Origin of the sequence: Paludibacterium denitrificans (genome assembly GCF_009707705.1) — a bacterium.
GTDB classification, from domain to species: domain Bacteria; phylum Pseudomonadota; class Gammaproteobacteria; order Burkholderiales; family Chromobacteriaceae; genus Paludibacterium_A; species Paludibacterium_A denitrificans.
Map to the genome: position 1 here is coordinate 963,249 of NZ_WLYX01000001.1, position 23,610 is coordinate 986,858.

Annotated in this window: 21 protein-coding genes and 5 pseudogenes; 8 read left to right on the top strand and 18 right to left on the bottom strand. The window is 56.5% G+C overall.

The genetic code is table 11. The features are described 5' to 3' along the window. Positions 1-58 precede the first annotated feature (58 nt). The 12 genes and pseudogenes from GKE73_RS06455 to GKE73_RS06510 all read right to left on the bottom strand — a co-directional run bounded on the left by GKE73_RS06455 (position 59) and on the right by GKE73_RS06510 (position 13,564). Positions 59-787 carry a WbqC family protein gene (locus tag GKE73_RS06455; RefSeq protein WP_230369487.1) on the bottom strand — a complete coding sequence of 243 codons (729 nt, stop codon included), beginning with the start codon at positions 785-787 and terminating at the stop codon, positions 59-61. Then, complete coding sequence (locus tag GKE73_RS06460; protein ID WP_230369488.1) at positions 787-1,998, bottom strand: DegT/DnrJ/EryC1/StrS family aminotransferase; 1,212 nt, start codon at positions 1,996-1,998, stop codon at positions 787-789. The genes GKE73_RS06455 and GKE73_RS06460 overlap by 1 nt, the downstream gene beginning before the upstream one ends. Continuing rightward, positions 1,995-3,239: an aminotransferase class I/II-fold pyridoxal phosphate-dependent enzyme gene (locus tag GKE73_RS06465; RefSeq protein ID WP_230369489.1), complete on the bottom strand. Its 1,245-nt coding sequence runs from the start codon at positions 3,237-3,239 to the stop codon at positions 1,995-1,997. The genes GKE73_RS06460 and GKE73_RS06465 overlap by 4 nt, the downstream gene beginning before the upstream one ends. Then, positions 3,208-3,909: a class I SAM-dependent methyltransferase gene (locus GKE73_RS06470; RefSeq protein WP_230369490.1), complete on the bottom strand. Its 702-nt coding sequence runs from the start codon at positions 3,907-3,909 to the stop codon at positions 3,208-3,210. Before GKE73_RS06470 ends, GKE73_RS06465 begins: the two co-directional genes overlap by 32 nt. 21 nt (positions 3,910-3,930) lie before the next feature. After that, entirely contained in the window at positions 3,931-4,878 is a 948-nt protein-coding gene (locus GKE73_RS06475; RefSeq protein WP_280954787.1) for a glycosyltransferase family 2 protein, read from the bottom strand. Further along, entirely contained in the window at positions 4,875-5,657 is a 783-nt protein-coding gene (locus GKE73_RS06480) for a class I SAM-dependent methyltransferase (RefSeq protein ID WP_230369492.1), read from the bottom strand. The genes GKE73_RS06475 and GKE73_RS06480 overlap by 4 nt, the downstream gene beginning before the upstream one ends. A gap of 274 nt (positions 5,658-5,931) precedes the next feature. Further along, positions 5,932-6,653, bottom strand: a pseudogene (locus GKE73_RS06485) (S-methyl-5'-thioinosine phosphorylase). A 174-nt stretch (positions 6,654-6,827) separates the two neighbouring features. Beyond that, entirely contained in the window at positions 6,828-7,394 is a 567-nt protein-coding gene (locus GKE73_RS06490; RefSeq protein ID WP_230369493.1) for a hypoxanthine-guanine phosphoribosyltransferase, read from the bottom strand. A gap of 78 nt (positions 7,395-7,472) precedes the next feature. Further along, positions 7,473-8,347 (bottom strand): annotated as a pseudogene (gene galU / locus GKE73_RS06495) (UTP--glucose-1-phosphate uridylyltransferase GalU). A 2-nt stretch (positions 8,348-8,349) separates the two neighbouring features. Continuing rightward, positions 8,350-9,822: a tetratricopeptide repeat-containing glycosyltransferase family protein gene (locus GKE73_RS06500; RefSeq protein WP_230369494.1), complete on the bottom strand. Its 1,473-nt coding sequence runs from the start codon at positions 9,820-9,822 to the stop codon at positions 8,350-8,352. A gap of 8 nt (positions 9,823-9,830) precedes the next feature. Continuing rightward, positions 9,831-12,258: pseudogene (ligA, locus tag GKE73_RS25435) on the bottom strand (NAD-dependent DNA ligase LigA). A 109-nt stretch (positions 12,259-12,367) separates the two neighbouring features. Continuing rightward, entirely contained in the window at positions 12,368-13,564 is a 1,197-nt protein-coding gene (locus GKE73_RS06510) for a cell division protein ZipA C-terminal FtsZ-binding domain-containing protein (RefSeq protein WP_230369495.1), read from the bottom strand. A 494-nt stretch (positions 13,565-14,058) separates the two neighbouring features. Between GKE73_RS06510 and GKE73_RS06515 the strand changes: the two genes are divergently transcribed. From GKE73_RS06515 to GKE73_RS06535, 6 genes are all read left to right on the top strand, one after another. Next, positions 14,059-14,517: a MarR family winged helix-turn-helix transcriptional regulator gene (locus GKE73_RS06515; protein WP_230369496.1), complete on the top strand. Its 459-nt coding sequence runs from the start codon at positions 14,059-14,061 to the stop codon at positions 14,515-14,517. Next, the gene (locus GKE73_RS22700; protein ID WP_280954790.1) at positions 14,514-14,759 is read left to right on the top strand and encodes a cytochrome b; all 246 of its coding nucleotides are present in this window, start codon (positions 14,514-14,516) and stop codon (positions 14,757-14,759) included. Before GKE73_RS06515 ends, GKE73_RS22700 begins: the two co-directional genes overlap by 4 nt. Further along, a complete protein-coding gene (locus GKE73_RS22705; protein WP_280954791.1) occupies positions 14,747-14,977 on the top strand; it encodes a cytochrome b in 231 nt (76 codons plus the stop codon). The genes GKE73_RS22700 and GKE73_RS22705 overlap by 13 nt, the downstream gene beginning before the upstream one ends. Before the next feature lie 169 nt (positions 14,978-15,146). Further along, the gene (locus GKE73_RS06525) at positions 15,147-15,326 is read left to right on the top strand and encodes a YceI family protein (RefSeq protein WP_230369497.1); all 180 of its coding nucleotides are present in this window, start codon (positions 15,147-15,149) and stop codon (positions 15,324-15,326) included. A gap of 15 nt (positions 15,327-15,341) precedes the next feature. Further along, the gene (locus GKE73_RS06530; RefSeq protein ID WP_230369498.1) at positions 15,342-15,695 is read left to right on the top strand and encodes a YceI family protein; all 354 of its coding nucleotides are present in this window, start codon (positions 15,342-15,344) and stop codon (positions 15,693-15,695) included. A gap of 83 nt (positions 15,696-15,778) precedes the next feature. Next, entirely contained in the window at positions 15,779-16,348 is a 570-nt protein-coding gene (locus tag GKE73_RS06535) for a YceI family protein (protein ID WP_230369499.1), read from the top strand. A gap of 77 nt (positions 16,349-16,425) precedes the next feature. Here GKE73_RS06535 and GKE73_RS21620 read toward each other — a convergent pair whose 3' ends face one another. The 3 genes and pseudogenes from GKE73_RS21620 to smc all read right to left on the bottom strand — a co-directional run. Next, complete coding sequence (locus GKE73_RS21620; RefSeq protein WP_230369500.1) at positions 16,426-16,773, bottom strand: energy transducer TonB; 348 nt, start codon at positions 16,771-16,773, stop codon at positions 16,426-16,428. Further along, positions 16,721-17,056 (bottom strand): hypothetical protein, encoded by a 336-nt coding sequence (locus tag GKE73_RS06545; RefSeq protein WP_230369501.1) that lies wholly within the window; start codon positions 17,054-17,056, stop codon positions 16,721-16,723. Before GKE73_RS06545 ends, GKE73_RS21620 begins: the two co-directional genes overlap by 53 nt. Before the next feature lie 126 nt (positions 17,057-17,182). Next, positions 17,183-20,629: pseudogene (smc, locus tag GKE73_RS26480) on the bottom strand (chromosome segregation protein SMC); the annotation flags it as partial. Positions 20,630-20,832: 203 nt separating this feature from the next. Between smc and GKE73_RS06560 the strand changes: the two are divergent. Next, positions 20,833-21,393 (top strand): YqgE/AlgH family protein, encoded by a 561-nt coding sequence (locus GKE73_RS06560; protein WP_230369504.1) that lies wholly within the window; start codon positions 20,833-20,835, stop codon positions 21,391-21,393. Then, on the top strand, positions 21,386-21,814 hold the full coding sequence (gene ruvX / locus GKE73_RS06565; protein ID WP_230369505.1) for a Holliday junction resolvase RuvX: 429 nt from the start codon (positions 21,386-21,388) through the stop codon (positions 21,812-21,814). The genes GKE73_RS06560 and ruvX overlap by 8 nt, the downstream gene beginning before the upstream one ends. 123 nt (positions 21,815-21,937) lie before the next feature. Here the strand turns inward: ruvX and ylqF are convergent. The 3 genes and pseudogenes from ylqF to GKE73_RS06580 all read right to left on the bottom strand — a co-directional run bounded on the left by ylqF (position 21,938) and on the right by GKE73_RS06580 (position 23,603). After that, positions 21,938-22,872 (bottom strand): annotated as a pseudogene (gene ylqF, locus GKE73_RS06570) (ribosome biogenesis GTPase YlqF). Between the two features lie 47 nt (positions 22,873-22,919). Then, complete coding sequence (locus GKE73_RS06575) at positions 22,920-23,135, bottom strand: DUF3820 family protein (RefSeq protein WP_230369506.1); 216 nt, start codon at positions 23,133-23,135, stop codon at positions 22,920-22,922. Positions 23,136-23,261: 126 nt separating this feature from the next. Continuing rightward, on the bottom strand, positions 23,262-23,603 hold the full coding sequence (locus GKE73_RS06580) for a DUF4870 family protein (RefSeq protein ID WP_230369507.1): 342 nt from the start codon (positions 23,601-23,603) through the stop codon (positions 23,262-23,264). Positions 23,604-23,610: the final 7 nt, after the last annotated feature.

The window sequence follows — 23,610 nt, forward strand, 5'->3', positions numbered from 1 at the left end:
ACAATAAACCACCATACAGTAGCAAATAAATAAAGAGCCTAAGAAAAAAGCAAGCCCTTCAACCATCATCAGCAGAAATCAAGCGACCTTTCATCAAATCCTCTCGAATTTTTTTTGGCTCATTCCACATTAAAACATCTACAATAGAAAGTTCTCTCTCAAAAATGTAAGAAGGCGTTGAATATTGCAAAACAGGTGGAGAGAGAAACTCAAGCGTCACACCCGCCTGACGGTATAAATGATGATTAAAAATCCCCTTACCACCCAGCGGATTAATATAATGCTGATAGCCTAGTTTTTGACAAATTGCCAGCGCCCATTCTCGAGGTCGATAATGATTATCAAGAGCCAAGTTCAACTCAGAGCAGATACTTCTATTAAATGGAATATCTAAATAGCGGCATACCACATCTAGCGAATGGACATTAAGATTAACCAATGATTTGTCACCTGACGAGAGAGCAAACACCTCCTCAATCAACCCTATGACTTTGCCATAATAAGGCGCTTTCTTCCGGTAGTGTGTCAATTTACCAAGCACACTTTCCTTGGCCTTTTCCAAATTCAATATTGATGCCTCATGAATCTTTATCGAGATGGAAGAGTTGCTCAACGGGACGTTAATCCAGTTCCAGCCTTGTACAGGATGTAAGACTCGATTCCGACTAATCCAAGACTTAGGAGTATACTGTGTAACATCAAAGACAATCCACTTATCCGCATGAGCAATCAGGGAAAAATGCCCGGCATATGGAAAAAAATAAGGCTGCATAATGGCAACCTTCATTATTTTTTCTCCTTAATTACGCTATCGAATTTTGACATTTTCTGAATAGATCGGATTAAATCGCAGATCATTCCCACATCATTTATACTAACCAAACTACCTATTGGCAATTGCAGGATCTGCTTATTCAACATATCGGTAATCGGCAAAGCATCTACGAACTGTGGTAATTGTTCGACATATGGAGTACTACGATGAGCACCGGGAGTAAAATAGCGCCTAGCAATAATATTTCTGCTAACTAAGATAGCAACCAATTGGTCGCGGGATAGTCCAAAGTCTTCCTCGCTAAGCCTACACACAATGTATTGATAATTAGTATAACTGACATTACATGGATAAATGAGTTGAATACCGGGGATGCCGGACAATCCGCATTCATAACTCTTAAAAATTTCCTTATTTTTTTCAATAACTACAGGCAACTGCTCTAGGTTCATCAGAGCAAGCGCTGCATGGGCCTCAGACATGCGACCATTACTGGTCTTGACAACATGTACAGCTGGGCCAGCCCCATAGCTACTACGGATATTCCGTAATTTTGCAGCTAACTCATCCGAGTTAGTTGTAATGCACCCTCCTTCTCCTGCGCTCAGTACTTTTGTTGCGTGAAAGGAAAAAACCTCCAGTGCTCCAAAGCTACCAATAGGAATTCCATTTATTTCACATGCCATTGCATGGGCAGAGTCGAAATAAACAGGAATACCATACCTGTGAGCTAACGCCTCAATTTCGACAGGATTGCAGCTCCCCCCCCAGAGGTTGACCCCCAAAATCGCACTGACATCAGACGAAATTAGTTGCTCAATCATACTAGGAGAAAGCTGATGGGTAATTGGATCAACATCGCAGAATACCGGTTCCAAACCAGCCCATGTTAATGACTGAACTGTAGCTATGAACGTAAAAGATGGGACAATGACCTTGCCTTTTAAGCATAAAGCCTCAGCTGCCATGACAAGGCCAATCGTGGCATTACTTACACAAATAGCATGTTTTACCTGTAGTCGTTCTGCCAGTTTCAACTCAAGCTGCTGCAAAAGTGGCCCATGGTTTGTATAATACTGTCTATCGAACAAATCTTGGAAAGATGCCTCATACTGTTCCCAAGATGGCCAATATAACTGACCAACGGGCAATGGAGTCGCCCGTTTGGGAAGAGCATCCAACCAGTGAATCTGATCACAAACAGCTGGAAGTGAGATATTCATGCTAGCCTCTCTTTTATCGCTACAGCATGATCAGCAATGAATTCCAATAAAGCGATAAAGGTTTTTATATCTGAAATTTTCACCAGATGCCCACAAGGCAACAACATGAACAGCTTAGATAAACGTTCAGTTAATGGTAATACAGTAGGAACATGCGGATATTCCATAGCTCTGGTATGTAAAGCCGGGGAATAATATGCTCGAACTAGAGCACCTTCCCTGTTGAGAATTTCCAAAGTAAGCTCACGATCCAAAGGCCAGTCGCTCAGTATTTCAACAACAATATTTTTAAAACTCGTTTTTTCCTTTTCATCAAAAGGCAACAAGCGTAGGGATGGAATCCGAGCCAAAAGCTCCTGATAGCAGCGATAACGTTGACGATTCCGATCAATCTGATCCTCAAGATCATCTAATGCTGCCAAGGCCATAGCGGCATGGACTTCGCTCAACTTTGCATTCAAGCCCAACATTTCGATATTGTCGTGTCCATGAAAACCAAACCCCCGCATCATGGCAATCTGCTGGGCTAATATCTCATCGTTGGTCGTGATATAGCCACCCTCAAAACCATTGATAAGCTTGCTAGCATGCATGGAAAAACACTCGGCACTACCAAAACCACCAACTTTCTTCCCACCAATTGTTTCATACACAGACTCAACCGAATCAAACAACAAGGGAATATTTTGTTCTGCGGCGACATCCTCAAGCATTGGTGCATCACAAGTATTGACGATGGGGTGAGCCGCCAGTATCAGTGCCGTCTCGGCACCGATCAACTGCCTGACATGCTCGGGATCAATTGCCAACGTTTTGGCATCAACTTCACAGAAACATGGTTTGAGTCCAGCCCACGCTACCACGTCAGCTAAACGACGGTACGTAAGAGAAGGCATAATTACTTCGGTTCGCCCCGGCAAGGCAAGCGTTTTAATACACAGCACCAAAGCCCAAAACCCGTTAGCTAGCACTCGGCAAAATTGAGTCCCATGAAATTCGGCCAGACGCTGCTCCAATTTTTTCAAAAGTGGGCCATTATTTGTATAAATGTGCTGCTCATACATAGTTCTGGAATAGCCAAGAAACCGCGAAAAATTAGGCCGCACCAGATTTGATGTCGAAATTGGCGGGGTAAATAAAGGCTTCCCTCCAAAGATAGCCAAGTCATTTACGGATTGCTTCATGGAAAGTTGGCTCATAATCAATTTTTCAGAACTTCGGAGAGCGATGAAGAATGACATCGTAACGGAAATGAGCGCCATAAAACTGCGGAGGCATTCTACGTGTCTCTATATACCACCCTGCGGCAATGGCAATCTCTCTGAACTCGTTCTCAGAGCGCCATATGCCAATCTGTGACTCACAAATATCTAGTTCATTAAGATAATTCTTGCCAACAGGATAAAAAGGGGGGGCCCGATCTCGGTCAGGAAGATTACCAATAAATACTCGAGAAATATTTACAAAACGTTTGTGCAACTCTTCGAGCATGACGAAAGCATCATCTCTAGAAAAGTAAGAAAAGCTACCATAACATAGTGCTTTACTAAACCGTTCCGGCTGACTTTCGATACGAACGTAGTTTGCAACATCGCCAACTTCGTAGACTGCCCTCTCCGGTACAGAAAACTTTTTCTTTGCGATGTCTATAAGATATTCAGAAGCGTCTGTCCCGTAGAGCTTCCCACAGTAAGGCAGAAGCCTGTTTGACAGAGCACCATTTCCACATGCGATATCGACGAGAGCATCAGAACTGTTGAGAGCTAGGCCATCCACGATGGCATGAACAATCAGCTGAATCTGCTCTTCGGACACTGCCTTACCGTTAACTGTTCTCCTGACTTGTCCCCATACATCATCTTCCGCAAGCGTCTTGGGATATTCTTTGTAGTCCCATTTTGGATATTGCATGCACCTTCCTTTGTCTGGGAGTCAACTCTTGGCCAGCATGCGTATTGCAATCGTACAATCCGCAAGGTTGAGCGCTTCTCGAAAACGATTAGACATGAAATGCCCTTGGAGCGGCAGCCCCTGCAGATCGATAAATCCTTGAAGTTCGGGGTACTGCCCAACAAATCGTTGATAGAGCTGCATTTGTTGATGCTCGCCAAAGAAATAGTCACCAGAACTTAATAACTGATTCTCCGCAGCCCAACGCCGTAGCAACTCCCATTCATAAAGCCCTGCAGAAAACCCAGGATAGCCTCTCCCTGAAGTTTGCTGAGAATGCTGACGGAAAGCTGACCCAAACTCCGCAGCACCGACCAGTGAATGACCAGATGCTGCAAAGTTAGTATACAGAGCAACATCTGTCAGGAAGCGCATACGCCGCCCTCCGATGGCAAATGGGAAAGGCATTGCCCGTAACGTTGTTGTATGGATCAGAATATTCGATGGCTCCCCGATGGGGTTGTGAGCATTCTTGATAATTTGCGAGAAATAGACATCTGGCGCAATTTCTGCATACCCACCACCGACGATGCAGGTCGGCGACGCAAGTAAGTTCCCATTACTATCAACAGCATGACGGTTATGAAACGCCAAGCGTGCATCAAATTCCAAGCACGCATACAAGAGAATTTCAACGGATCTAGGAAGAAGATAATCATCATCAAACAGAAATTTGATGTAGTCGCCCCGGCCTGCTGAATCAGCATGTCGCGATTCGAGCCAGGGCTGACCACGTCGCGGATTCCTGATGTAGCGAATCCCGGGGTCTGATACGTGAGCTAGCACCTGTTGCACAGCATCATTAGGGGCATCATCCCCCACGATAATCTCAATATTTTTATGGGTCTGGGCGAGCGCACTCTCCAAGGCTACATCTAGCCAACTAGATCGATACGCTGGGATGAGAATGGAAACAAGAGGGCTGCTCATTTGGTAAATACGAAGAAAGGCTCCTGCTGATTAACACCAAACGCCTCTGCATCTACGCCTTTTAAGATCAAGTCGTGATCCAGCAACTCACCTTTAAAGCCTGCTTGGGCGAAGTAGGCTGTAATGTCTGAGCCGAACAAACGAACGTGATCTTCTTGACCAAAGAAGAGGCGCGCAAAGGCAGGACTAACTGTCTCATTAACTTCAAAAGTGTTTTTCAGGAAAGGTGAATAGGGTGTCTGGGCAATCAATATGCCATTGGGCCCAAGACAACGATGAAACTCCGTCAAGGCCTGTATTGGTGTAGACACATGCTCAAGCACATGGTTACAGATTACCAAGTCAAAACTTTCATCATCAAAAGGAAGAGCTTGAACATCCAACTGCTGATGGTCAGGTTTTTTAGGATACAAATCACCGGCAATATAAGCAGCTGGTGTCAGTTGCTGAATCAGAAGCTCTAAATGCGGCTCAGGTGCAATATGCAGAATGCGCAGGTTTGGTATCTCATTAACCACGCCGGTCGCGTTCATATAAAGCCAGACATGCCGGTCGCGATCATTACATCCACAGGAAGGGCACTGGTACACCCGAAGATCGGAGCCTACAGCACGCATCATGATTGAAAATTCGCTGCGCTGGGAAATGCTCTGGTGTGGAATCCAAGCTGCGACAGCTTGGTTGCAAATAAAACAGTGAGCCATGGAATAATTTTCTGGGCCAGTCAATAAAATACGATATTTGTTGAATACAAAGATTGAGGGGTTGACATCGCTCACGATAAGCCACGCTACCAAGCAACAGCAAGACAACAATGTCTAGTTACTTAGCGGAGTTCCATGCATGACGAGTAACAGCACCCATACTACTGGCGGGAGCTTGATGAAGTCCAGCCATTCAGCTGATTACACAAATTTAGCCAGCACACGGCAACTCAATCTCAACAGACACCATACGCACAAGAAACTTCAAGACAGCGACACTAGCCACGAAGAAGCTGATACTGGGCGTCTAAGGCTCCTTTTCATAATGAGCACGTCAATGCACGGCTATTCAGGAGAAAAGTTGGCTAATCAGGGCATGGACTTTGTCCATGCCCTGCATTCCTTCAACAAAATGTACTGCCGCACTGGAATTACCTTTACCTGCAGCCCAATTTGTCACGAGGCACAAGTGTGCATAGGGCATATTTAATTCACGAGCCAAGCTGGCCTCCGGCATGCCTGTCATGCCAATCAAATCAGCACCGTCTCGTTCGAACTTGGTGATTTCTGTTGCAGTTTCCGGGCGCGGCCCTTGAGCACAGGCATAAACGCCATGAGGAATCACCGCTACGTTGGCCGAATGGGCGGCGGAGAGCAAACGCTGGCGCAATACCTGATCGTATGGTTCGGTAAAATCGACATGAACCACGGGACGTTCCGGCCCTTCAAAAAAGGTGTGTTTACGCCCCGGGTGTAATCAATGATGTTATCCGGCAGTACTAAAGCACCCGGTCCCATATCTGGGCGAATACCCCCGACTGACGCAATGGAGATGATGCCGGATACGGCTTGGTTATGCAGCGCCCAAATGTTGGCACGATAGTTGATTTCATGGGGTGCCAGCGAATGCCCGTAGCCATGACGGGCGATAAAAACGACGTTCTGCTGGCCGATGCGACCAAAGGTCAGGGCGCCGGAAGTATCGCCAAACGGGGTACGTACCATCTGCCGATGAGTGATTTCCAGAATGGGCAATTTGGCGAGCCCGCTGCCGCCGATAATGGCTAACATGCTGATTCCTGTTTTGATTGCTTTGGCTGTAAGAGGGGGGCAAACGGAAGAAAACTCGTCACTCCACCACCACAGCGATTTTCATTGGGGATAACGGAGTGTATAGCAATCGACCACACTTGGCGCGGGCCTTACGGATAAACAAAAACCGCCTTTGATACGGATCAGAGGCGGTTATGTTGGAGGAACAGAGCGGCTTATTTCAGCGCATAGATTGCTTAAGAGGTTGCGCCAGGATCCTCGTACGTCCATGCCATAGCCAAAGACATAGCGGTCTGGCACGTCAATACCGACAAAATCGGCAGCAATCGGTTTGGATTTGGAGATGAGTTTATTGGCGAACACCCCGCTATAAAAGGCCTTTGCCCCCATGTTCAGCACTCTGTCGCGGATGGCCGCCATGGTTTCGCCTTCGTCCAGAATGTCATCCAGAACCAGTACCACGCGGTCTTGGACGTCCTCCTTGGGGGCTTGGCGCCACACCAGTTCACCACCTTTGGTCTTGTCGCCGTAGCGGGAAACATGCACGTAGTCGAAATCCAGCGGAAATGCAAGGCGAGGCAGCAGCTGCCCGGTAAAGACGACGGCACCGCCCATGACCGACAGCACCAGCGGATAGGTTTCCCCCAGTTTCTCGGTGATTTCTGCCGCCATGCGTTCTACGGCAGCCGACACTTGTTCGGCGGTAAACAGGACGTCGGCACTATTCAAAATACCGCGGGCTTCGGACACATTGGGCATGTTGGCTCCTTGATCTGCGCAAATACGCTTACCGTAACGCAGGCAGGCGCTACGGTGCTTGGTCTATAAATTATTATTTTAACGTAAAGATAGACCGCTGAGGTATTCGGCAAAGCCCTCACCCACTTCATGGTGCTTGAGGCCGTAACTCACCGTCGCTTTCAAATAGCCAAGCTTTGAGCCGCAGTCATAGCGCACCCCACGGAACGGCAGGGCCAACACGGGTTCTTCCTGCAGCAAGGCGGCGATGCCATCGGTCAGTTGGATTTCGCCGCCAGCGCCAGCCGTAGTATTCAGCAGCTTGTCAAAAATACGGGGGGTGAGAATGTAACGCCCCACCACGGCGAGATTAGACGGTGCCTCCTCTGGGCGAGGTTTTTCTACAATGCTGGTCACTTGCTGATGGCTTAAGCTGTCGTTCGGCCAACTTCAACGATACCGTAGGAGCCGGTTTCTTCCGGCGCGACGGTTTCCACACCAAGAATGGAGCTATGGGTTTCGCCAAACAGCTTGACCATCTGTTCCATGGCACCCGGTTCACCATCAATCAAATCGTCGGCCAGAATCACGGCAAAGGGTTCATTGCCGACCACCGGGCGCGCGCACAGCACGGCGTGCCCCAAGCCCAGTGCTTCAGTCTGGCGAATATAAATACAGCTAACCGAGGGCGGAATGATGCCCTGTACCAAGTCCAGCAGCTTGCGCTTGTTCTTGTTTTCCAGTTCGGTTTCCAGCTCATAAGCCTTGTCGAAATGATCTTCGATGGAGCGCTTGTTACGGCCGGTGATAAAAATCAACTCGGTAATACCGGCTGCGATGGCTTCTTCCACAGCGTACTGAATCAGCGGTTTATCCACCACCGGCAACATTTCCTTGGGGCTGGCTTTGGTCGCAGGCAGGAAACGGGTTCCCAATCCGGCTACCGGGAAAACGGCTTTACTGATTTTTTTCATGTTCAGATTTCACCAAAACGAATGGTATTGATCGAAAAATATTTTAATGTACCGACAGCGGCTGAAAATGTTCCAGAGCCCTGGCTAACTTGCTGCAAAACTGGTGTCCAGTCTCCTGGCGTGGTTTGTCGCCAGATGGTCATGGACGGATACCAAGGCGACACGGCTCCTTTGGCCATGAAGAACGGCGCGCTTTCTGCCCGCATCAACACCCACACAGGTTTCCCCATGGCCCCGGCAAGGTGAACCACAGAGGTATCAACGCTGATAACCAGATCGAGTTGGCTAATGATAGCCGCCGTATCGGCAAAGTCGCTGATCGGACATGTGAGCACTTGCTGCCGCCATCCATCCGGCAAGTCACCCAATTGCAGCGACACAAATTCAATATCTGGCCGTGCCAGCAAGGTTGCGAACTGATCGATGGGAACTGACTTGTTCTGTCTAGCATGATCAACAATCCCCACGCCCCAAGTACCGGTTTCCCAGACGATCCCCACCCGCAGGCGGTCATGACGGCGAGCATGGCGGAATCCGTGCCCAGCGCCTGCAAGTAGGGCTTGGCTTAGCAGGTTATCTAACGTGATGCCAAGGTGTCCGGGCAATGACATCAACGGTAGCTGCCAATCATAAGCTGGCGGTGTCACGCCCAATTCCAGCAAGGTAATGCCGTCTAGTTGGCCGAACAGGCGCAGAAACGTTGTGGGCACAGCAAACAGAATCGTTGCACGCGGATACTGTTGCTGCAGTTGCGGCAAGAAACGCACCATCTGCAACGTATCACCCAGGCCCTGTTCCGCCCAGATCAGCAGGGTCTTACCATCCAGATTCTGTCCGCCCCAGCGCTGCTCCACATAACGTGGCTGCAAGATGGCGTCCCAGCGCGATTCATAAAGTGGCCGGGCTTCTTGGTAGCTCCCTTGCAGAAACAGCACGATGGACAAGTTGAAACGCGCAAACGGATCGTCTCCGGCCAACTGCAAAGCATGCTGATACGCCTCGACCGCCTCATCCAGTTGCAAAGCACAGCTGTAGGCATTGCCCAGATTATTAAATCTGGCTGCTGACGGGCCTGCACAGGCCACCGCCTGACGATGTGCCGCGATTGCCTCCGGGTACTGCAAGCGGTGCTGCAGCACCACGCCAAGATTGCTCCATGCATCAGCATTGTCGCGATCCGCCGCCAGCACTTCCCGCAGCAGGCTCTCGGCCAAGGCCAGTTCGCCCAGCTCCTTGAGTAACACGGCAAGATTACATTTCACACTGTTGGCAGCCGGATTAATGGCGGCGGCCTGCAAATAATCGGCCAGCGCCAGATCATACTGTTTGCCTTGCAGCCGGGCATTGCCACGATTGGACAATGCCTGCCAGTCTTGCGGGTTGCGAACAAGGCAACGGTCGAAGGCACTGATGGCTTCATCGATACGGCCTTCGGCAAGCAGCTGATTACCCCGTTCAAAATCGGTCACAGTCATCACGTCCTTCAGGCCTCAGGCTGTTCTAGCAAGGTACGCAGCCCGGCTTCATCAATCACCGTCACACCCAGCTGCTCGGCCTTGGCGAGTTTACTGCCTACTTCGGCTCCGGCGACGACATAATCGGTCTTTTTCGACACGCTGCCACTCACTTTCCCGCCCGCTGCTTCGATCAGCTCTTTGGCCTGATCCCGGCTCAAACCCGGCAATGTGCCGGTGAGCACCAGAGTTTTACCGGCGAGCGGCAAGTTGGCCGAAAGGTCAGCCGCTTGCAAGATCTCGCTAATGTGCTGGCAGATTTCGGCCAACTGGCGCACCAGCCGCCGGTTTTCCGCCACGTCCAGCCAATCTGCCAGCGCATTGACCACTTCGGTAAGCAGCGGCAAGTCCAATACCGGCGGCGCTCCAGCGCGGCCAGCTGCGACGGGCCAATGCCGTGTTCGGCCAACTGCTGGCTACGCACGTCGGTCAGCCGCGGGATATTCAGCCGCGCCAGCAAAACCGCTGGACTGAGCCGTTCGGCCAACCGGGCCGCTGGCGCATGTTCATCCACGGGCGTGACGTTTTGCAACAGCGCATCCAGCGCTGTTTCGTTATTCGCTTCGGCAAAAAAATCGGCAATGGACTGCGCCATCACCTGACCGATATCCGGCAGGGCGGCCAGCAATGGTGCAGGGGCGCGGCGGATCAGCTCCAGCCGCCCCAGCCAGTCGGCCAAGGTCTTGGCCGTGGCTTCACCGACATGGCGAATGCCCAGAGCAAACAATAGGCGCGCCAGTGGCGGCGTTTTGCTGGCGGCAATACCGGCCAACAGATTTTCGGCCCATTTGCTGGCGATCTTGCCCGCCTTCACCGTTTCCGGCTGCACGCCATCGCGCTCGTCAGCGCGCCGCTTCATGTCCAGCAGGTCATCCAGCGTCAGACGGTACAGATCGGCCACGCTGTGCACGTAGCCAAACTCCACCAGGTTTTCCACATAGCGCTCGCCCAGCCCGTCGATATCCATCATGCGCCTACCAGCGAAATGCTGAATCGCCTGACTGCGCTGTGCCTGACACGCCAGACCGCCGGAGCAGCGCGCCACGGCTTCGCCTTCTTCGCGGACCACGTGGCTGCCGCACACCGGGCAACGCGCAGGCAGGCGATAAACCGGATAGCGCGGTTCTTCATGCTGGCTGAACAGATCATCGCCGCCAGCCGGGCGCATCGGCTTAACGCTCCAGAACCACCGACACCACCTCCGGAATCACATCCCCCGCACGGCGCACGACCACGGTATCGCCCACGCGCACATCCTTGCGCCGCACCTCGTCTTCGTTGTGCAAGGTGGCATTGGTGACGGTCACGCCGCCGACAAATACCGGCTGCAGGCGCGCCACCGGTGTAATCGCGCCGGTTCGGCCAACCTGCTCTTCAATGGCCTCGACGATGGTGAGTGCTTCTTCGGCGGGAAACTTGTGGGCAATCGCCCAGCGCGGTGCACGCGAGACAAATCCAAGCTGCTGCTGCTGCGCCAGGGCTGTTGACCTTGTACACCACGCCATCGATGTCAAACGGCAGATCCGGACGACGTTGCAACACGCCGTGGAAATAGTCCGCCAGCCCTTGCACGCCCTGCACCACCGGGCGTAGATCATCAGCCACCACCGGAAAGCCGAGCGACTGCAACCAGTCCATCTCGGCCTGATGCGTGTCTGGCCAGTCGGCGCCTTCCACTTGGGCAATGGCATAGGCGAAGAACGACAGATGACGTTGGGCAGTAATGCGTGAATCCAGCTGGCGCAAACTGCCTGCCGCCGCATTGCGCGGGTTGGCAAAGGCCTTGTCGCCACGTTCGGCCTGCTCGGCGTTGAGCCGCGCGAAGTCAGCCTTGAACATCAAGACTTCGCCACGCACTTCCAGCAAACGCGGTACGGCGGGGCCGACAATGCGCAGCGGCACGGAGCGGATAGTGCGCACATTGGCGGTGACATTTTCGCCAGTCAGGCCATCACCACGCGTGGCGGCCTGCACCAGACAACCATTTTCGTACCACAAGCTGATGGCCAGACCATCAAACTTGGGCTCCACCGCGTACGCCACCGTATCGGTATCCAGCGCCTTGCGAACGCGCTCGTCAAATTGCAGCAGCTCGGCATGACGTTGGCCGAACTCGGCTTGTTGCAAGTCGGAAAAGACATTACCCAGCGACAGCATCGGCACCACATGCTCGACCTGTTCGAAGGCTGGTAGCGGGGCGCCGCCAACACGGCGCGTGGGCGAATCCGGCAACGCCAGCGCGGGATGCGCTTCTTCCAGCTGCTGCAACTCACGGAACAGCCGGTCGTACTCGGCATCCGGCACGCTTGGCGCGTCGTGCAGATAGTATTCGGCGTTATAGCGCTCCAGCAGGGCACGCAATTCGGCCGCACGCGCTTCAACGGCAGGGAGGGTCATCGGCAAACATCTCAAACAGAAACAGAAAAGGGCCGACAGGACGTCGACCCGATGACACATGGAGCAGGCGGTGCCTGCCCCAACCGCTCAGACGCCGCCATGGCGAGCGTCAGGCAAACAAACGCAGCGCCGCGACGCTGCCCGGAGCAATGCCACGGTCGTCCATGTTGCCATAGATATGCACCAGCTGTTCACGAATGCGCGACAGGCCAACGTCGGTCAGGGCGCGGCGATTGTCATCCACCAGTTGGGCATCGAACTCCTGAGCCAGTTGTTTGGCAAACTGCACGGCGCGATCGAACACCTCCACCCCGCCAGCCACGCGCGGCACGTCAAACAGCAAGGTCAGCGCCGGGAACGATTTATCCAGCAGCGTGTGGAAGGTAAACGGCATCTGGTCCGCCGACATCAGCGAATACAGGGTATTGCCGGAATCGGCCAGATAATGGAACGCGCCATCCGGCTCCAGCTGCAAACCGGCGCTCTCGACAAAGCTGCGCAGACGCGCCCCTTCTATCGGCGTGGCAGCCGCCAGATTGATGCCAATCAGCACGTCCACATCGGCGCAGAACCGGTCGAGTTCGCGTGCAGCCACCAGTTTTTGCTGGCGGTGCGGGAAGCTGACTGCTGCCTTGTGCTGTTCCGCAAACTGCGATACCTGCTGGCAGAAGGCAGCCAAGTCCTGCTCGGTCATGGCACCACCGCGATCCACCATCTGCATACCAATGTTGATCTGCTTGTAGCGCGTACCCGGCACCGCTTCGGCCGGTTTCCACAGGCCTTTTTCGGTGCGGCCGATGATGTGCGTGCGCTTGCTCACCGTGAAACGTGGCAGCGCGGCCAGTTCGTGCGGATCGTGGAACACGACTTCGGCAATGAAATCCAGCGTCGGGTCGAGCAAGGCCACGATCAGCGCCTGATGGTCGGCAGAGTTCATCGGCGATTCGGCCTCGTCCTCCTCCAACACCAGCGGCGATTCTTTCGGCAGCTCTTTAACCGGTTCAGTTACCGGCTCGGCAGGCGGCAGCACGACAGGTTCGGGGATTTCCGGCTCAAACGGCGGGAAATCATCGGCATCGTCCACGTCCGGCAACGGCGTATCGACCAGCACCGGTTCCATGCGATCCGCCTTGACGCCATCGCGCACGTTATTCTTGGGTACGTTCAACAGGACGTCATCATGCTGACGTGCAAACGCCTGACTGGTTTTCTTGCGAAAACGCCATTCCTGAAAAACATTAAACCCGTACACCAGAGCGATGACGGCACCGCCCAAAATCAATACACCAATTTGCAATTCGCTCATTAGCCTGTCCGCGTTAAGGCGAATAATCCTTAGGTATTATAACGACAGCCTCGCCATTGACGCCATGGCTGGCTGAAATGTTGTTTTTAATCGTTCGTCATGAGCAAATACCGCCCGTCAAGCGCACTTGCGGCACACGTTTGCCATCCACCCTAGCCCACGCTCCAGCTAATCTTGCCTGCTCTGCCCGGCACATCGCGGCCTTAGCCGCACACCGCCGCCTTTCTTCGCGCTAAGGATAAGCGCTTCAACACGGCCTGCCACGCACAAGACCAGAGCGGGCGGCGCTGATCAGCAGCGTAGGCGGCACACCACGAAGTCAAGCACTTTAACGCCATTTTACCCTCGGCAGGGCCTTTCGTCGGCGCGGATCGGCACACCGCTTGCCGTAGCCTTTGTGCGATAACCGCCACACCCTGAACAGTTGCAGACACATCACCGCTTGCCATTTAGTTCTAATGCGAACTATACTGATCGAAACTATTGGAGCAACCATGAGCGAACATATCAAGGAGCCTTTCTTGCCGGTACTACGGGAATTGGCCCGGGCGTTCCAGATGTTTGAGCAGTTTTCCGCTCATCACATCCGTCAGACCGAACTGACCCCACCGCAGTTCGACGTCGTGGCGACGTTGGGCAACACCCCCGGCATGACCTGCAAGGAGCTGTCGGAAAAAACCTTGATCACCAAGGGCACGCTGACTGGCGTACTGGACCGGCTGGCGGACAAGGGCATCGTGACCCGCCAGAGCCTGCCGCACGACCGCCGCAGCGTGTTCATCGCGCTGACCGAAGCCGGACAGGCCTTGTTTGACCGCACCTTTCCGGCCCATCTGGCCTACATGCGCCCGGCCTTTGCCGCCTTTAGCCGAGCCGATCTGGACCGTCTGCACGACGACCTGAACCATTTGCGCGAAGCCTTTGCCAGCGCGCTGGAGCAACAGAAATCATGACTGCCGCAACGCGTTATTCGTTTCCGTCCATTGTGCTGCACTGGCTGGTGGCGCTGCTGATCATCACCGCTTTTGCCATTGGCCTGACGGTGGCGGACATGCCGCTATCGCCCACCAAGTTTCATTGGATGGCGTATCACAAGTGGATCGGCATCAGTGTGCTGACGCTGGCACTGCTCCGCCTGCTGGTGCGGCTGATGACGAAAGTGCTTCGGCACTGCCGGACAGCATGTCGCCGCTGATGCAGCGGGCGGCCCATGCTTACCACTGGGTGCTGTATGCGCTGATGTTTGCCGTGCCGCTCACCGGCTGGATGATGAGTTCGGCTTATGGTTTTCCGGTGGTGTTCTTGCAGATCGTGCCGTTGCCGGATCTGGTTTCGGCCAACCCTGAGCTGGCCAAACAGCTGAAGGAAGTGCATGAGGCGCTCAACTGGGTGCTGGCCGCCGCCGTGGCTTAAGCCATGCCACGGTGGCCCTGAAACACCACTTTATCGACAAGGACGGCCTGCTGTGGCGCATGAGCCTGCGTCAACCGCGCGCCTGAACACCGACGACTGAATCGCCCACCGCGTTCTCCGGCATCGTGAATGTCCGCCCGACGCGCTGGGCCTGTAAAGGAAAAGCAACATGAAAAAACTGATTTTGCTGACCGCTTTGCTGGCGACTGGGCTGGCACAGGCCGCCCCGATCAACAGCGCACAAAGCCATATCGGCTTCACCATGAAGCAATTGAACGTGCCAGTGGATGGCAGCTTCAAGAATGTATCCGGCACGGTAACGCTGGACCTGAAAAAACCGATCGCTTAAGCTAAGGCTGATCTGGTGATCAATACCGCCAGCATTGCGCTGCCAACCGCTGAGGCGCAGAACACGGCCAAACAGAAAGACTGGTTCAATGTCGGCCAGTTTCCAACGGCGCATTTTGTTACCAGCAGCATCAAGGGGCTGGGCGGTAACCGTTACCAGTTCAACGGCAAGCTGACGCTCAAAGGCACCACCAAGCCGGTTTCCGCCACCTTTACCGCCAAGCCGCAAGGCGCGCTGACGGTAGTGGAAGGCGTACTGCCGGTGTCCCGCCCGGCTTACAAGATTGGCGAAGGCGAATGGGCCGATACCGGCACCGTCGCCGATGAAGTACAGATCAAGTTCAAAGTGGCCTTCCCGGCCAACAAGTAATTCAGACCCCTGTTAACGGTCTGGAACTGCCTGACGTCATGGCTGGCAAGCCATGGCGCACCCCCACCAAGGAGAATATTGCCATGAAAAAAACCCTGATTGCCGCCCTGTTTGCCGGTGTAGCCGGTGCCGCTGTAGCCGCCCCGGCCACCTACAACGTTGACCCGACCCACACCTACGCCCAATACGAAGTGGGCCACATGGGCTTCTCGGTACAGTCCGGCAGCTTCACCAAAATCACCGGTACCGTGGTACTGGACACCCGGGCCAAGAAGGGCGCCGTGGATGTCACGCTGGATGCCAATTCGCTGGAAACCTTCTTCCCGGCCCGTGACAAACACCTGAAAAGCAAGGATTTCTTCAACGTTGAAAAATTCCCGGCCCTGACCTTCAAGTCCAAGGATCTGGAATTCAAGGGTGACAAACTGGCCGCCGTTAAGGGCAACCTGACCTTGCTGGGCGTGACCAAGCCGGTGACCCTGACCGTGACCCACTTCCACGGCGGCAAGAGCCCGATGACCGGCAAGGACACCTACGGTGCCAACGCCGTGGCCACCATCAAGCGTAGCGACTTTGGCATGATGACCTACCTGCCGGGCATCTCCGACGAAGTTAAGCTGAATCTGGTGATCGAAGCCAGCAAGGCCGACTAAGCCACGCGCCCGTCGCCAAGCATGCAAAAGCCCGCCAAGTGCGGGCTTTTTTGGGTCTGAGGTTGGCCGAAAACCGCTCAGTTATCACCATTTTCCAGCCGGAACGGAATCGGCACCAACAGCCACGACTCAATCGCCTGACCGTTTTCCCGGGCCGGGACAAAGCGCCAGCCTTGTATCGCCTGCTGCGCAGACTGATCCAGCCGCCGATAACCGCTGCTGCGCGCCACCGCCACCGACACCGGCTCGCCATTCTTGCCGACCCGCACCTTGATCTCCACCCGGCCCTCCTCGCCCAACTCGCGTGAGCGCTCCGGATAGGCCGGTTTGGGATTGTGCAGATAACTGGAGCGGTACAGCGCCGGGCTGGAATCACCCGCCCCCCGCTCTGGCTGACCGTGCGTGGTAGTCGCCGCCCCGCGCACGGCCGCCGCTGGCGCGGGAGTGGATTCGGCAGCAGCCTTGCTGCGCTGCGGCGGGGTCGGCTCGGCTTAAGAAGGCGGCCTGTTTCGTCGGCAGTGGCAACGCCTTGGGCACCAGCCCAGGCCGCACCAGTACCGGATGATGGTGCGGCGGCACGGCTGGCTTCGGGCGCGGAGATGGTTTCGGTACCGACTGCGCCGGTATCAGCGGGGCGGCATCAACAACCGCAGGCACGCCGGCCTGCAACGCCACGCGCAATGGCTCGCCCGGCAGCGGCTGGCGCACGGCGACGCTCGGCTGCAGCCGGTCACCAACGCCGCATGTACCAGTGCCGACAGTAGCAGCGTCAGCGGTAACGCCAGCCGTGCAGGCTGGCTGTGCCCGGGTTGGCCGAATCCATGGAGTCAGTCATCAGGCGCTCTCACGCATCTTCAGCGCCTCAACAATATCCACCGCCACGATGCGGCTGACCCCCTGCTCCTGCATGGTGACGCCCACCAGCTGCTCGGCCATTTCCATGGTCAGGCGGTTGTGGGAAATGTAGAGGAACTGCGTGCGTTCCGACATCTGCTTCACCAGATCGCAGAAGCGGCTGGTATTGGCATCGTCCAGCGGCGCATCCACTTCATCCAGCAGGCAGAACGGTGCCGGATTGAGCGAAAACAGTGAGAACACCAGACTCATGGCGGTCAGCGCCTTTTCCCCGCCAGACAGCAGGTGAATGGTGCTGTTTTTCTTGCCCGGCGGCTGGGCAATGATCTGCAAACCGGCATCCAGCAAGTCTTCGCCGGTCAACACCAGCTCGGCACGACCACCGCCAAACAGCGTCGGGAAAAACTCGCGCATCTTGGCATTGACCGCGTCGTAGGTGGTTTGCAGCATGTCGCGCGTTTCGCCGTCGATCTTCTGGATTGCCTCTTCCAGCGTGGCCATGGCCTGATTCAGGTCGTCGGACTGATTCGCCAGATACTCGCCGCGCGTGCGTGCTTCGTCCAGCTCTTGCAAAGCGGCCAGATTGACCGCACCCAGCCCGTCCAAGGCACGTGCCAGCCGGGCGATTTCTGCTGCCAGCGCATTGGGCTTGATTGCATCGGTCAGGTCGGCGCGCAGTGCCACTTCATCCGCGCCCGCTTCCTGCAATTCTTCGGCAAAACGCTCCATCGCCAGCCGCGCTTCCTGATGCTTGAGCAACCAGTCGGAGCGCCCTTCGCGCAGCGCCAAGGTGGCGTTGATATCCTGTTGCTGCTGGTTCAGCTGGCGTAACTGTTCGGTCAGGCCGTTGAGGCGATCACGCACGGCGCCCAGTTGCTGTTCGCGCTCGTCGCGCTCGGCAATGGCCTGTTGCAATGCCTCGTCCGGCACCGCTTCGTCCACCATTTCCGCTTCTTCGGCCAACGTTTGCAGGCGCTCGGCCAGCGCGCAGTCGCGCTCCTCCAGCTCCTGCCCGCGCCGCCCCAGCTCTGCTACTTTTTGTTCCGCCGTGGTCTGTGCCAGACGCACTTCGTGCAACTGGCGTTCGGCATCACGCGTCTTGTTGCGCGCCAGCTCCAGCCCGGTTTCGGCATTGAGCCGGTCAAGGCGCAGGTCTTCCAGCTGTACCGCCAGTTCCTCCAGCGTCATGGCCGATTCTTCGCCCAGCAACTCGGCGTCACTTACTGCTTCGTCGGCCTGACCACGCTCGGCCTGAATGCGCTCGCGCTCCGCTTCGATCGACCCCAGCCGCGCGGCACCTTGCCGTGCCGCCTGATCCAGCTTCACCTGCTCCAGCGTAACGGCGTTGAGTTCCGCTTCCAGCCGCGTCAGTGCCGCCTTTTGCGCCCGCACTGCTTCGGCCAACATGTTGCGCTGGCTCACCAGTGCCTCGCGCTTAACGCTGCAATTGCTCGATCTCGGCTTGCAACGGAGCCAGCCGCGCCTGCGCCGCTTCCAGTTGCGCCTTGCGCGCCATCACCCCGGCACCGCTGGCTTCGCCGTAAAAACTGACGGCATGGGCGGTGACGCGATGACCTTGCGGCGTCACCCAGCACTCGCTTACCGCCAGTTCATGGCGCTGTTCGATGGCGCTGGCCAGCGTATCGGCGCAGTACACCCCGGCCAGCCAGTCGGCCACCGCTGCGGCAAATGGCGCGTCGGCCTGCACATGCTGCGACAGTGGCGCGGCCAGCCGCGGGGCAGCCGCCACCGTCGTTCCCCCTGCCACATCCAGCAAGGTCAGGCTGGCTGGCGGCGAGGCCTCTGGCAACGCGGCGACCCGCGCGGCCAGCCGTTCGGCCAACACGGCCTCCAGCGCGGTTTGCCGGGCGCTATCCACCTGCAGCGCTTGCCAGAGCTGCGGCGCATCGCCCAATTGGTGTTCGGTGAGCCAGCTAGCCAGTTTCTCGCCCGCCGCTTCGCGCTCCAGCATGGCCGACAGGGCGGAAGCCTCGGCCTCGGCCCGCGCCAGTTCTGCACGCTGTGCCGATAACTGCTGATCCAGCCGCTCGCGCTCGGCGGCCAGATCGGCCAGTTTGGCTTCGTCCGCCACCACGCGTGCCCGCACCGCTTCCAGCGCCGCTCGCGCCTGTTCGACGTTGTGCTGCGCGTTGGCCAGCGCCGTGCCATCTGGCAGATTCAGTTCGGCCAACTCGCGTTGCAGCGCCTGCTCGCGTTCGGCCAACCTTTGTAACGACAGCTTGAGGTGTTCGATCTTTTGCCGCGCCAGATCGCGCTCGCGCGTCAGGTTGGCCTGCTGGGCGGTGAGTTGTGACAGCAACTGGTCTTTGGCGCGGAACTCGGCTTCGGCTTGCGGCAGGCTGTCAGCCCCGTCTTCCAGCGCCAGTTGCGCTTCTTCGTAACTCAACTGCGCTTCTTCCAGTCGTGGCAGCCAGTCGTCCAGCTCGCTGGCCACCTGCTGACGGTTTTCCGCCAGCGTTTGCCGCTCGCTGCGTGCCGCCGCCAGTTCGCGCTCAATACGCTGGCGATTTTGCTCGCCGTGGCGCTGCGCCTCTTCCAGCCGCGCCAGTTGCGCGTTGGCATCAAACAGCGCCTGCTGGGCCTCGTGCACCTGATCGCTGGCGCCAAAGTGCTGCTCGCGCACCACTTCCAGTTCGCTATCGACATGCGTCAGCGCCGCGGCCAACGCCGTCTCTTCGGTTTCGATGCGCGCCAGCTCGGCCCGCGCCGCCGCTTCGTTGCGCGCCGCTTCTTCACGCCGCGCCAGCGCCAGCAGGTTCTGCTTGTGCGTGAGCGCGCCTTTCAGGTCGTGATACTGCGCCGCCACCTCGGCCTGTTCGGCCAACTTCTCCACCTGCCGCTCCAGCTCCTGGCGCAAGTCTTCAATCCGCTCCAGATTGGCGCGCGTGTCGGCCAGCCGGTTTTCCGTTTCGCGCCGACGTTCCTTGTATTTGGACACCCCGGCCGCTTCTTCCAGATAGGCGCGCAACTCTTCCGGCCGCGCTTCGATAATGCGCGAGATCATGCCCTGCTCGATCACCGCGTAACCGCGCGCACCCACGCCGGTGCCGAGGAACAGGTCGGTGATGTCGCGCCGCCGCACCTGCTGGTTGTTGATGTAATAACTGGAATCGCCCTGACGCGTGAGCACGCGCTTGATCGCCACTTCGGCATACTGGCCCCGTGCACCGGTCAGCTGGCCATCGGCGTTATCGAACACCAGCTCGACCGAAGCCCGGCTCACCGGCTTGCGGCTGGAGGAGCCGTTGAAGATGACGTCCTGCATCGACTCGCCGCGCAGCTGCTTGGCCGACGATTCGCCCAGCACCCAGCGCACCGCGTCGATCACGTTGGACTTGCCACAACCATTGGGGCCGATCACCGCCACCAGTTGGCCCGGCACCGGAATACTGGTGGGGTCAACAAATGACTTGAAACCGGAAAGTTTTACGTGAGTCAGGCGCAAGACGTCCTCGCAATGCAGGGCAGCAAAACCGGCATTTTAGCAGCCTCGCTCGCCACGGCTACGGCAACCGGCACAGAGTCGCGCTCCGCGCGTGCACTTGGGCAGCAAAAACACGGCTTTCGCCCCGCCTCGCGCTGCCGGTCGCTTGTGCCATAATGGCCTTATGAAACCACTTTCTCTCGCCAATCAGTTTTTGATCGCCATGCCCAACATGGCCGATCCCCTGTTTGCCCGCGCGCTGGTTTATCTGTGCGAACACAGCGAAAACGGTGCACTGGGGATGATCGTCAACAAACCGTCGGGCATCGCCATGGCCCAGCTGTTTGAGCAGATCGACCTGCCGCTGGAGCACGACGAGATACGTCTGGAACCGGTGTACTTTGGTGGGCCGGTGCAGCCGGATCGGGGCTTCGTGCTGCATTCGCCGGTGGGCAACTGGCAATCCAGCCTGCTGGCCACCGACGAAATCGCCATGACCACTTCCAAAGACGTGCTGGTCGCCGTCTCCGAAGGGCGCGGGCCGGACAAGATGCTGGTGACGCTGGGTTATGCTTACTGGTCGGCAGGCCAGCTGGAAGACGAGCTGGCCAACAACGGCTGGCTGACCGTCGACGCCGACCCGGCCATCATTTTTGGCCTGCCGCCGGAAATACGTTACGACTCGGCCATGGCCTTGCTCGGCTTCGATCCGGCGCGGCTGTCGGGAGAGGCTGGCCATGCGTGAAGGGACCGCACTGGCATTCGATTTTGGCGAGCGTCGTATCGGTGTGGCCGTGGGCGAAAGCCTGCTCGGCATCGCTCACCCGCTGGTCACCATCGACAGCAACGTCAACGATGAACGCTTTGCCATCATCAGCCAGTTGATCGACGAGTGGCACCCCACCGATCTGGTGGTTGGCCTGCCGATGCACGGCGACGGTACTGAACACGCCATGACACAACTGGCGCGCCGCTTTGCCAACCGGCTCAAGGGCCGCTATCGCCTGCCCGTCTGGCTGGTGGACGAGCGCCTGACCTCGGTCGAAGCCGAAGCCATGCTCAATGAAGTGGGCCTGCGTGGCCGCAAGCAGAAACCAGCGCTGGATCAGGTCGCCGCCCGTGCCATCCTCACCACCTGGTTCGAGGCGCCGGGTACGGCGGTGTAGCGTTCGGCCAACCTTGTCGCCATGGGCGTTACCCCTATGGCGCTGGCGCGGCGCGACAAACAAAACGGCCGTCGGGGCAACTAACACCCCGGCGGCCGTTGTTCTTTCTGGCTACAAACGCGCTTAGCGGCTACCCTGCTTGCGCGCTTCTTTTTCTTTCTGCTGTGCGGCTCGCTCGGCAGCACGCTGCGCCGCCAGTTCCTTGGCGCGTTTTTCCCAGACTTTCCATTCATCCGGGCGTTCCAGCGTAATGCGACCGATGGCACCGTCGCGGAACTCGGTCAACACGATCTCGGCAGCTTTCTGGATATTCACCCGGCCGCCACCCAGCATGGCCCCACGCTTGCGACCGATCATCTCCAGCACCTGCCAGTCTTGCAGGCCATCGATGTCGTCCAGCTTGTAGCGCGCCACCAACAAATCGGCATAGCGCAGCATCAGGTACTTGAGCAGCTCCAGCGCCACTTCTTCCTCATCCATGGCATTGCGCCCCACCGCGCCACTGGCCGCCGGGTTATAGCCGCCCTCTTCCACTTCGATCTTGGGCCACAGCATGCCCGGGGTATCAAACAGCTCGAAGTCATCGGCCAGCAGAATGCGCTGCTCGTTCTTGGTCACCCCCGGCATGTTGCCGGTCTTGGCAATCTTGCGGCTGGTCATGCTGTTGATCAGCGTGGACTTGCCCACATTGGGAATGCCACAGATCAACACCCGCAACGGCTTGTCGAGGCCGCCGCGATTGGGCGCCAGCTCGCGGCAGGCGGCAATCAGCTTTTGCGACGGCGCACGCTCACCGGCATCCAGCGCAATGGCGTTGGTGCCCGGTTTGGAGCGATACCAGTCCAGCCACAATTGCGACACCGCCGGATCGGCCAGATCCTGCTTGTTGAGGATTTTCAGCTTGGGTTTGGCCTTGGCGATATACGCCAGCATCGGGTTGGCACTGGAGGCTACAGGCGGGCATCCAGCATTTCGATCACCACGTCGATGTCCTTCACGCGCTCCGTCACATCCTTGCGCGCTTTGTTCATGTGGCCGGGGAACCATTGAATTGCCATGTTTGAAACCTGTAGAAAAGCCATCCGCCGCCGCGGAAGGGAAATGATTAGCGGCGCTGCCGCAGCGGAGTTAATAACGAGGACAGCCCGTTATGATCCAGCTCCTGCATCAGGGCCAGCAGGCGGCCGATCTCACCGGGCGGGAAGCCCTCGCGGGCAAACCAGTTGAGGTAATTGCCGGGCAAATCGCAAATCAGCGTGCCCTTGTATTTGCCAAACGGCATGGCCCGGGTCACCAGGCGCTCCAGATCGTCTGCTTGCATCAGCGCGTTACCAAGAAACCGCCAGCCACATCGACCGCGGCAACAGCAGGAAAACGGTTTGGAAAAACGGCGCCAGCGGTGCGCTCCGCGTTTCCAAACCGATTGCCAGCCAGACGTTGCGCGCCATTATAGCGGCATTGCCTTGCCATCATTGAAATACAGTATGCCCTTGACGATACGGTAGACATACCACAGCCAGACCACCCCGGCGATCAGCACACCCAAGCCAAAGGCAAACACCAGCATGCTTACCACGATATAACCAAGCAAGGCATACCAGAAGGTCCGCATCTGCCAGATACAGTGGCTTTCATACGCACTGCCGCGCCAATCATCGCGCTTGATGTAGTTGATGATGATGGCCACCAGCGCGGTTACCCCGACAAACAGGCTGACCGCCTGCAGGATATACACCACCAGAGTGATGGTATGCAGCTTTTGCTCATCCTCACGCGTCAAGATTTCCATCTATTAC

Bases quoted from the DNA above. Each gene is read 5' to 3' on its own strand.
- GKE73_RS06455 (WP_230369487.1), bottom strand. From the start codon at position 787: ATGAAGGTTGCCATTATGCAGCCTTATTTTTTTCCATATGCCGGGCAT.
- GKE73_RS06460 (WP_230369488.1), bottom strand. From the start codon at position 1,998: ATGAATATCTCACTTCCAGCTGTTTGTGATCAGATTCACTGGTTGGAT.
- GKE73_RS06465 (WP_230369489.1), bottom strand. From the start codon at position 3,239: ATGTCATTCTTCATCGCTCTCCGAAGTTCTGAAAAATTGATTATGAGC.
- GKE73_RS06470 (WP_230369490.1), bottom strand. From the start codon at position 3,909: ATGCAATATCCAAAATGGGACTACAAAGAATATCCCAAGACGCTTGCG.
- GKE73_RS06475 (WP_280954787.1), bottom strand. From the start codon at position 4,878: ATGAGCAGCCCTCTTGTTTCCATTCTCATCCCAGCGTATCGATCTAGT.
- GKE73_RS06490 (WP_230369493.1), bottom strand. From the start codon at position 7,394: ATGCCCAATGTGTCCGAAGCCCGCGGTATTTTGAATAGTGCCGACGTC.
- GKE73_RS06500 (WP_230369494.1), bottom strand. From the start codon at position 9,822: ATGACTGTGACCGATTTTGAACGGGGTAATCAGCTGCTTGCCGAAGGC.
- GKE73_RS06510 (WP_230369495.1), bottom strand. From the start codon at position 13,564: ATGAGCGAATTGCAAATTGGTGTATTGATTTTGGGCGGTGCCGTCATC.
- GKE73_RS06515 (WP_230369496.1), top strand. From the start codon at position 14,059: ATGAGCGAACATATCAAGGAGCCTTTCTTGCCGGTACTACGGGAATTG.
- GKE73_RS22700 (WP_280954790.1), top strand. From the start codon at position 14,514: ATGACTGCCGCAACGCGTTATTCGTTTCCGTCCATTGTGCTGCACTGG.
- GKE73_RS22705 (WP_280954791.1), top strand. From the start codon at position 14,747: ATGTCGCCGCTGATGCAGCGGGCGGCCCATGCTTACCACTGGGTGCTG.
- GKE73_RS06525 (WP_230369497.1), top strand. From the start codon at position 15,147: ATGAAAAAACTGATTTTGCTGACCGCTTTGCTGGCGACTGGGCTGGCA.
- GKE73_RS06535 (WP_230369499.1), top strand. From the start codon at position 15,779: ATGAAAAAAACCCTGATTGCCGCCCTGTTTGCCGGTGTAGCCGGTGCC.
- GKE73_RS06560 (WP_230369504.1), top strand. From the start codon at position 20,833: ATGAAACCACTTTCTCTCGCCAATCAGTTTTTGATCGCCATGCCCAAC.
- ruvX (WP_230369505.1), top strand. From the start codon at position 21,386: ATGCGTGAAGGGACCGCACTGGCATTCGATTTTGGCGAGCGTCGTATC.
- GKE73_RS06575 (WP_230369506.1), bottom strand. From the start codon at position 23,135: ATGCAAGCAGACGATCTGGAGCGCCTGGTGACCCGGGCCATGCCGTTT.
- GKE73_RS06580 (WP_230369507.1), bottom strand. From the start codon at position 23,603: ATGGAAATCTTGACGCGTGAGGATGAGCAAAAGCTGCATACCATCACT.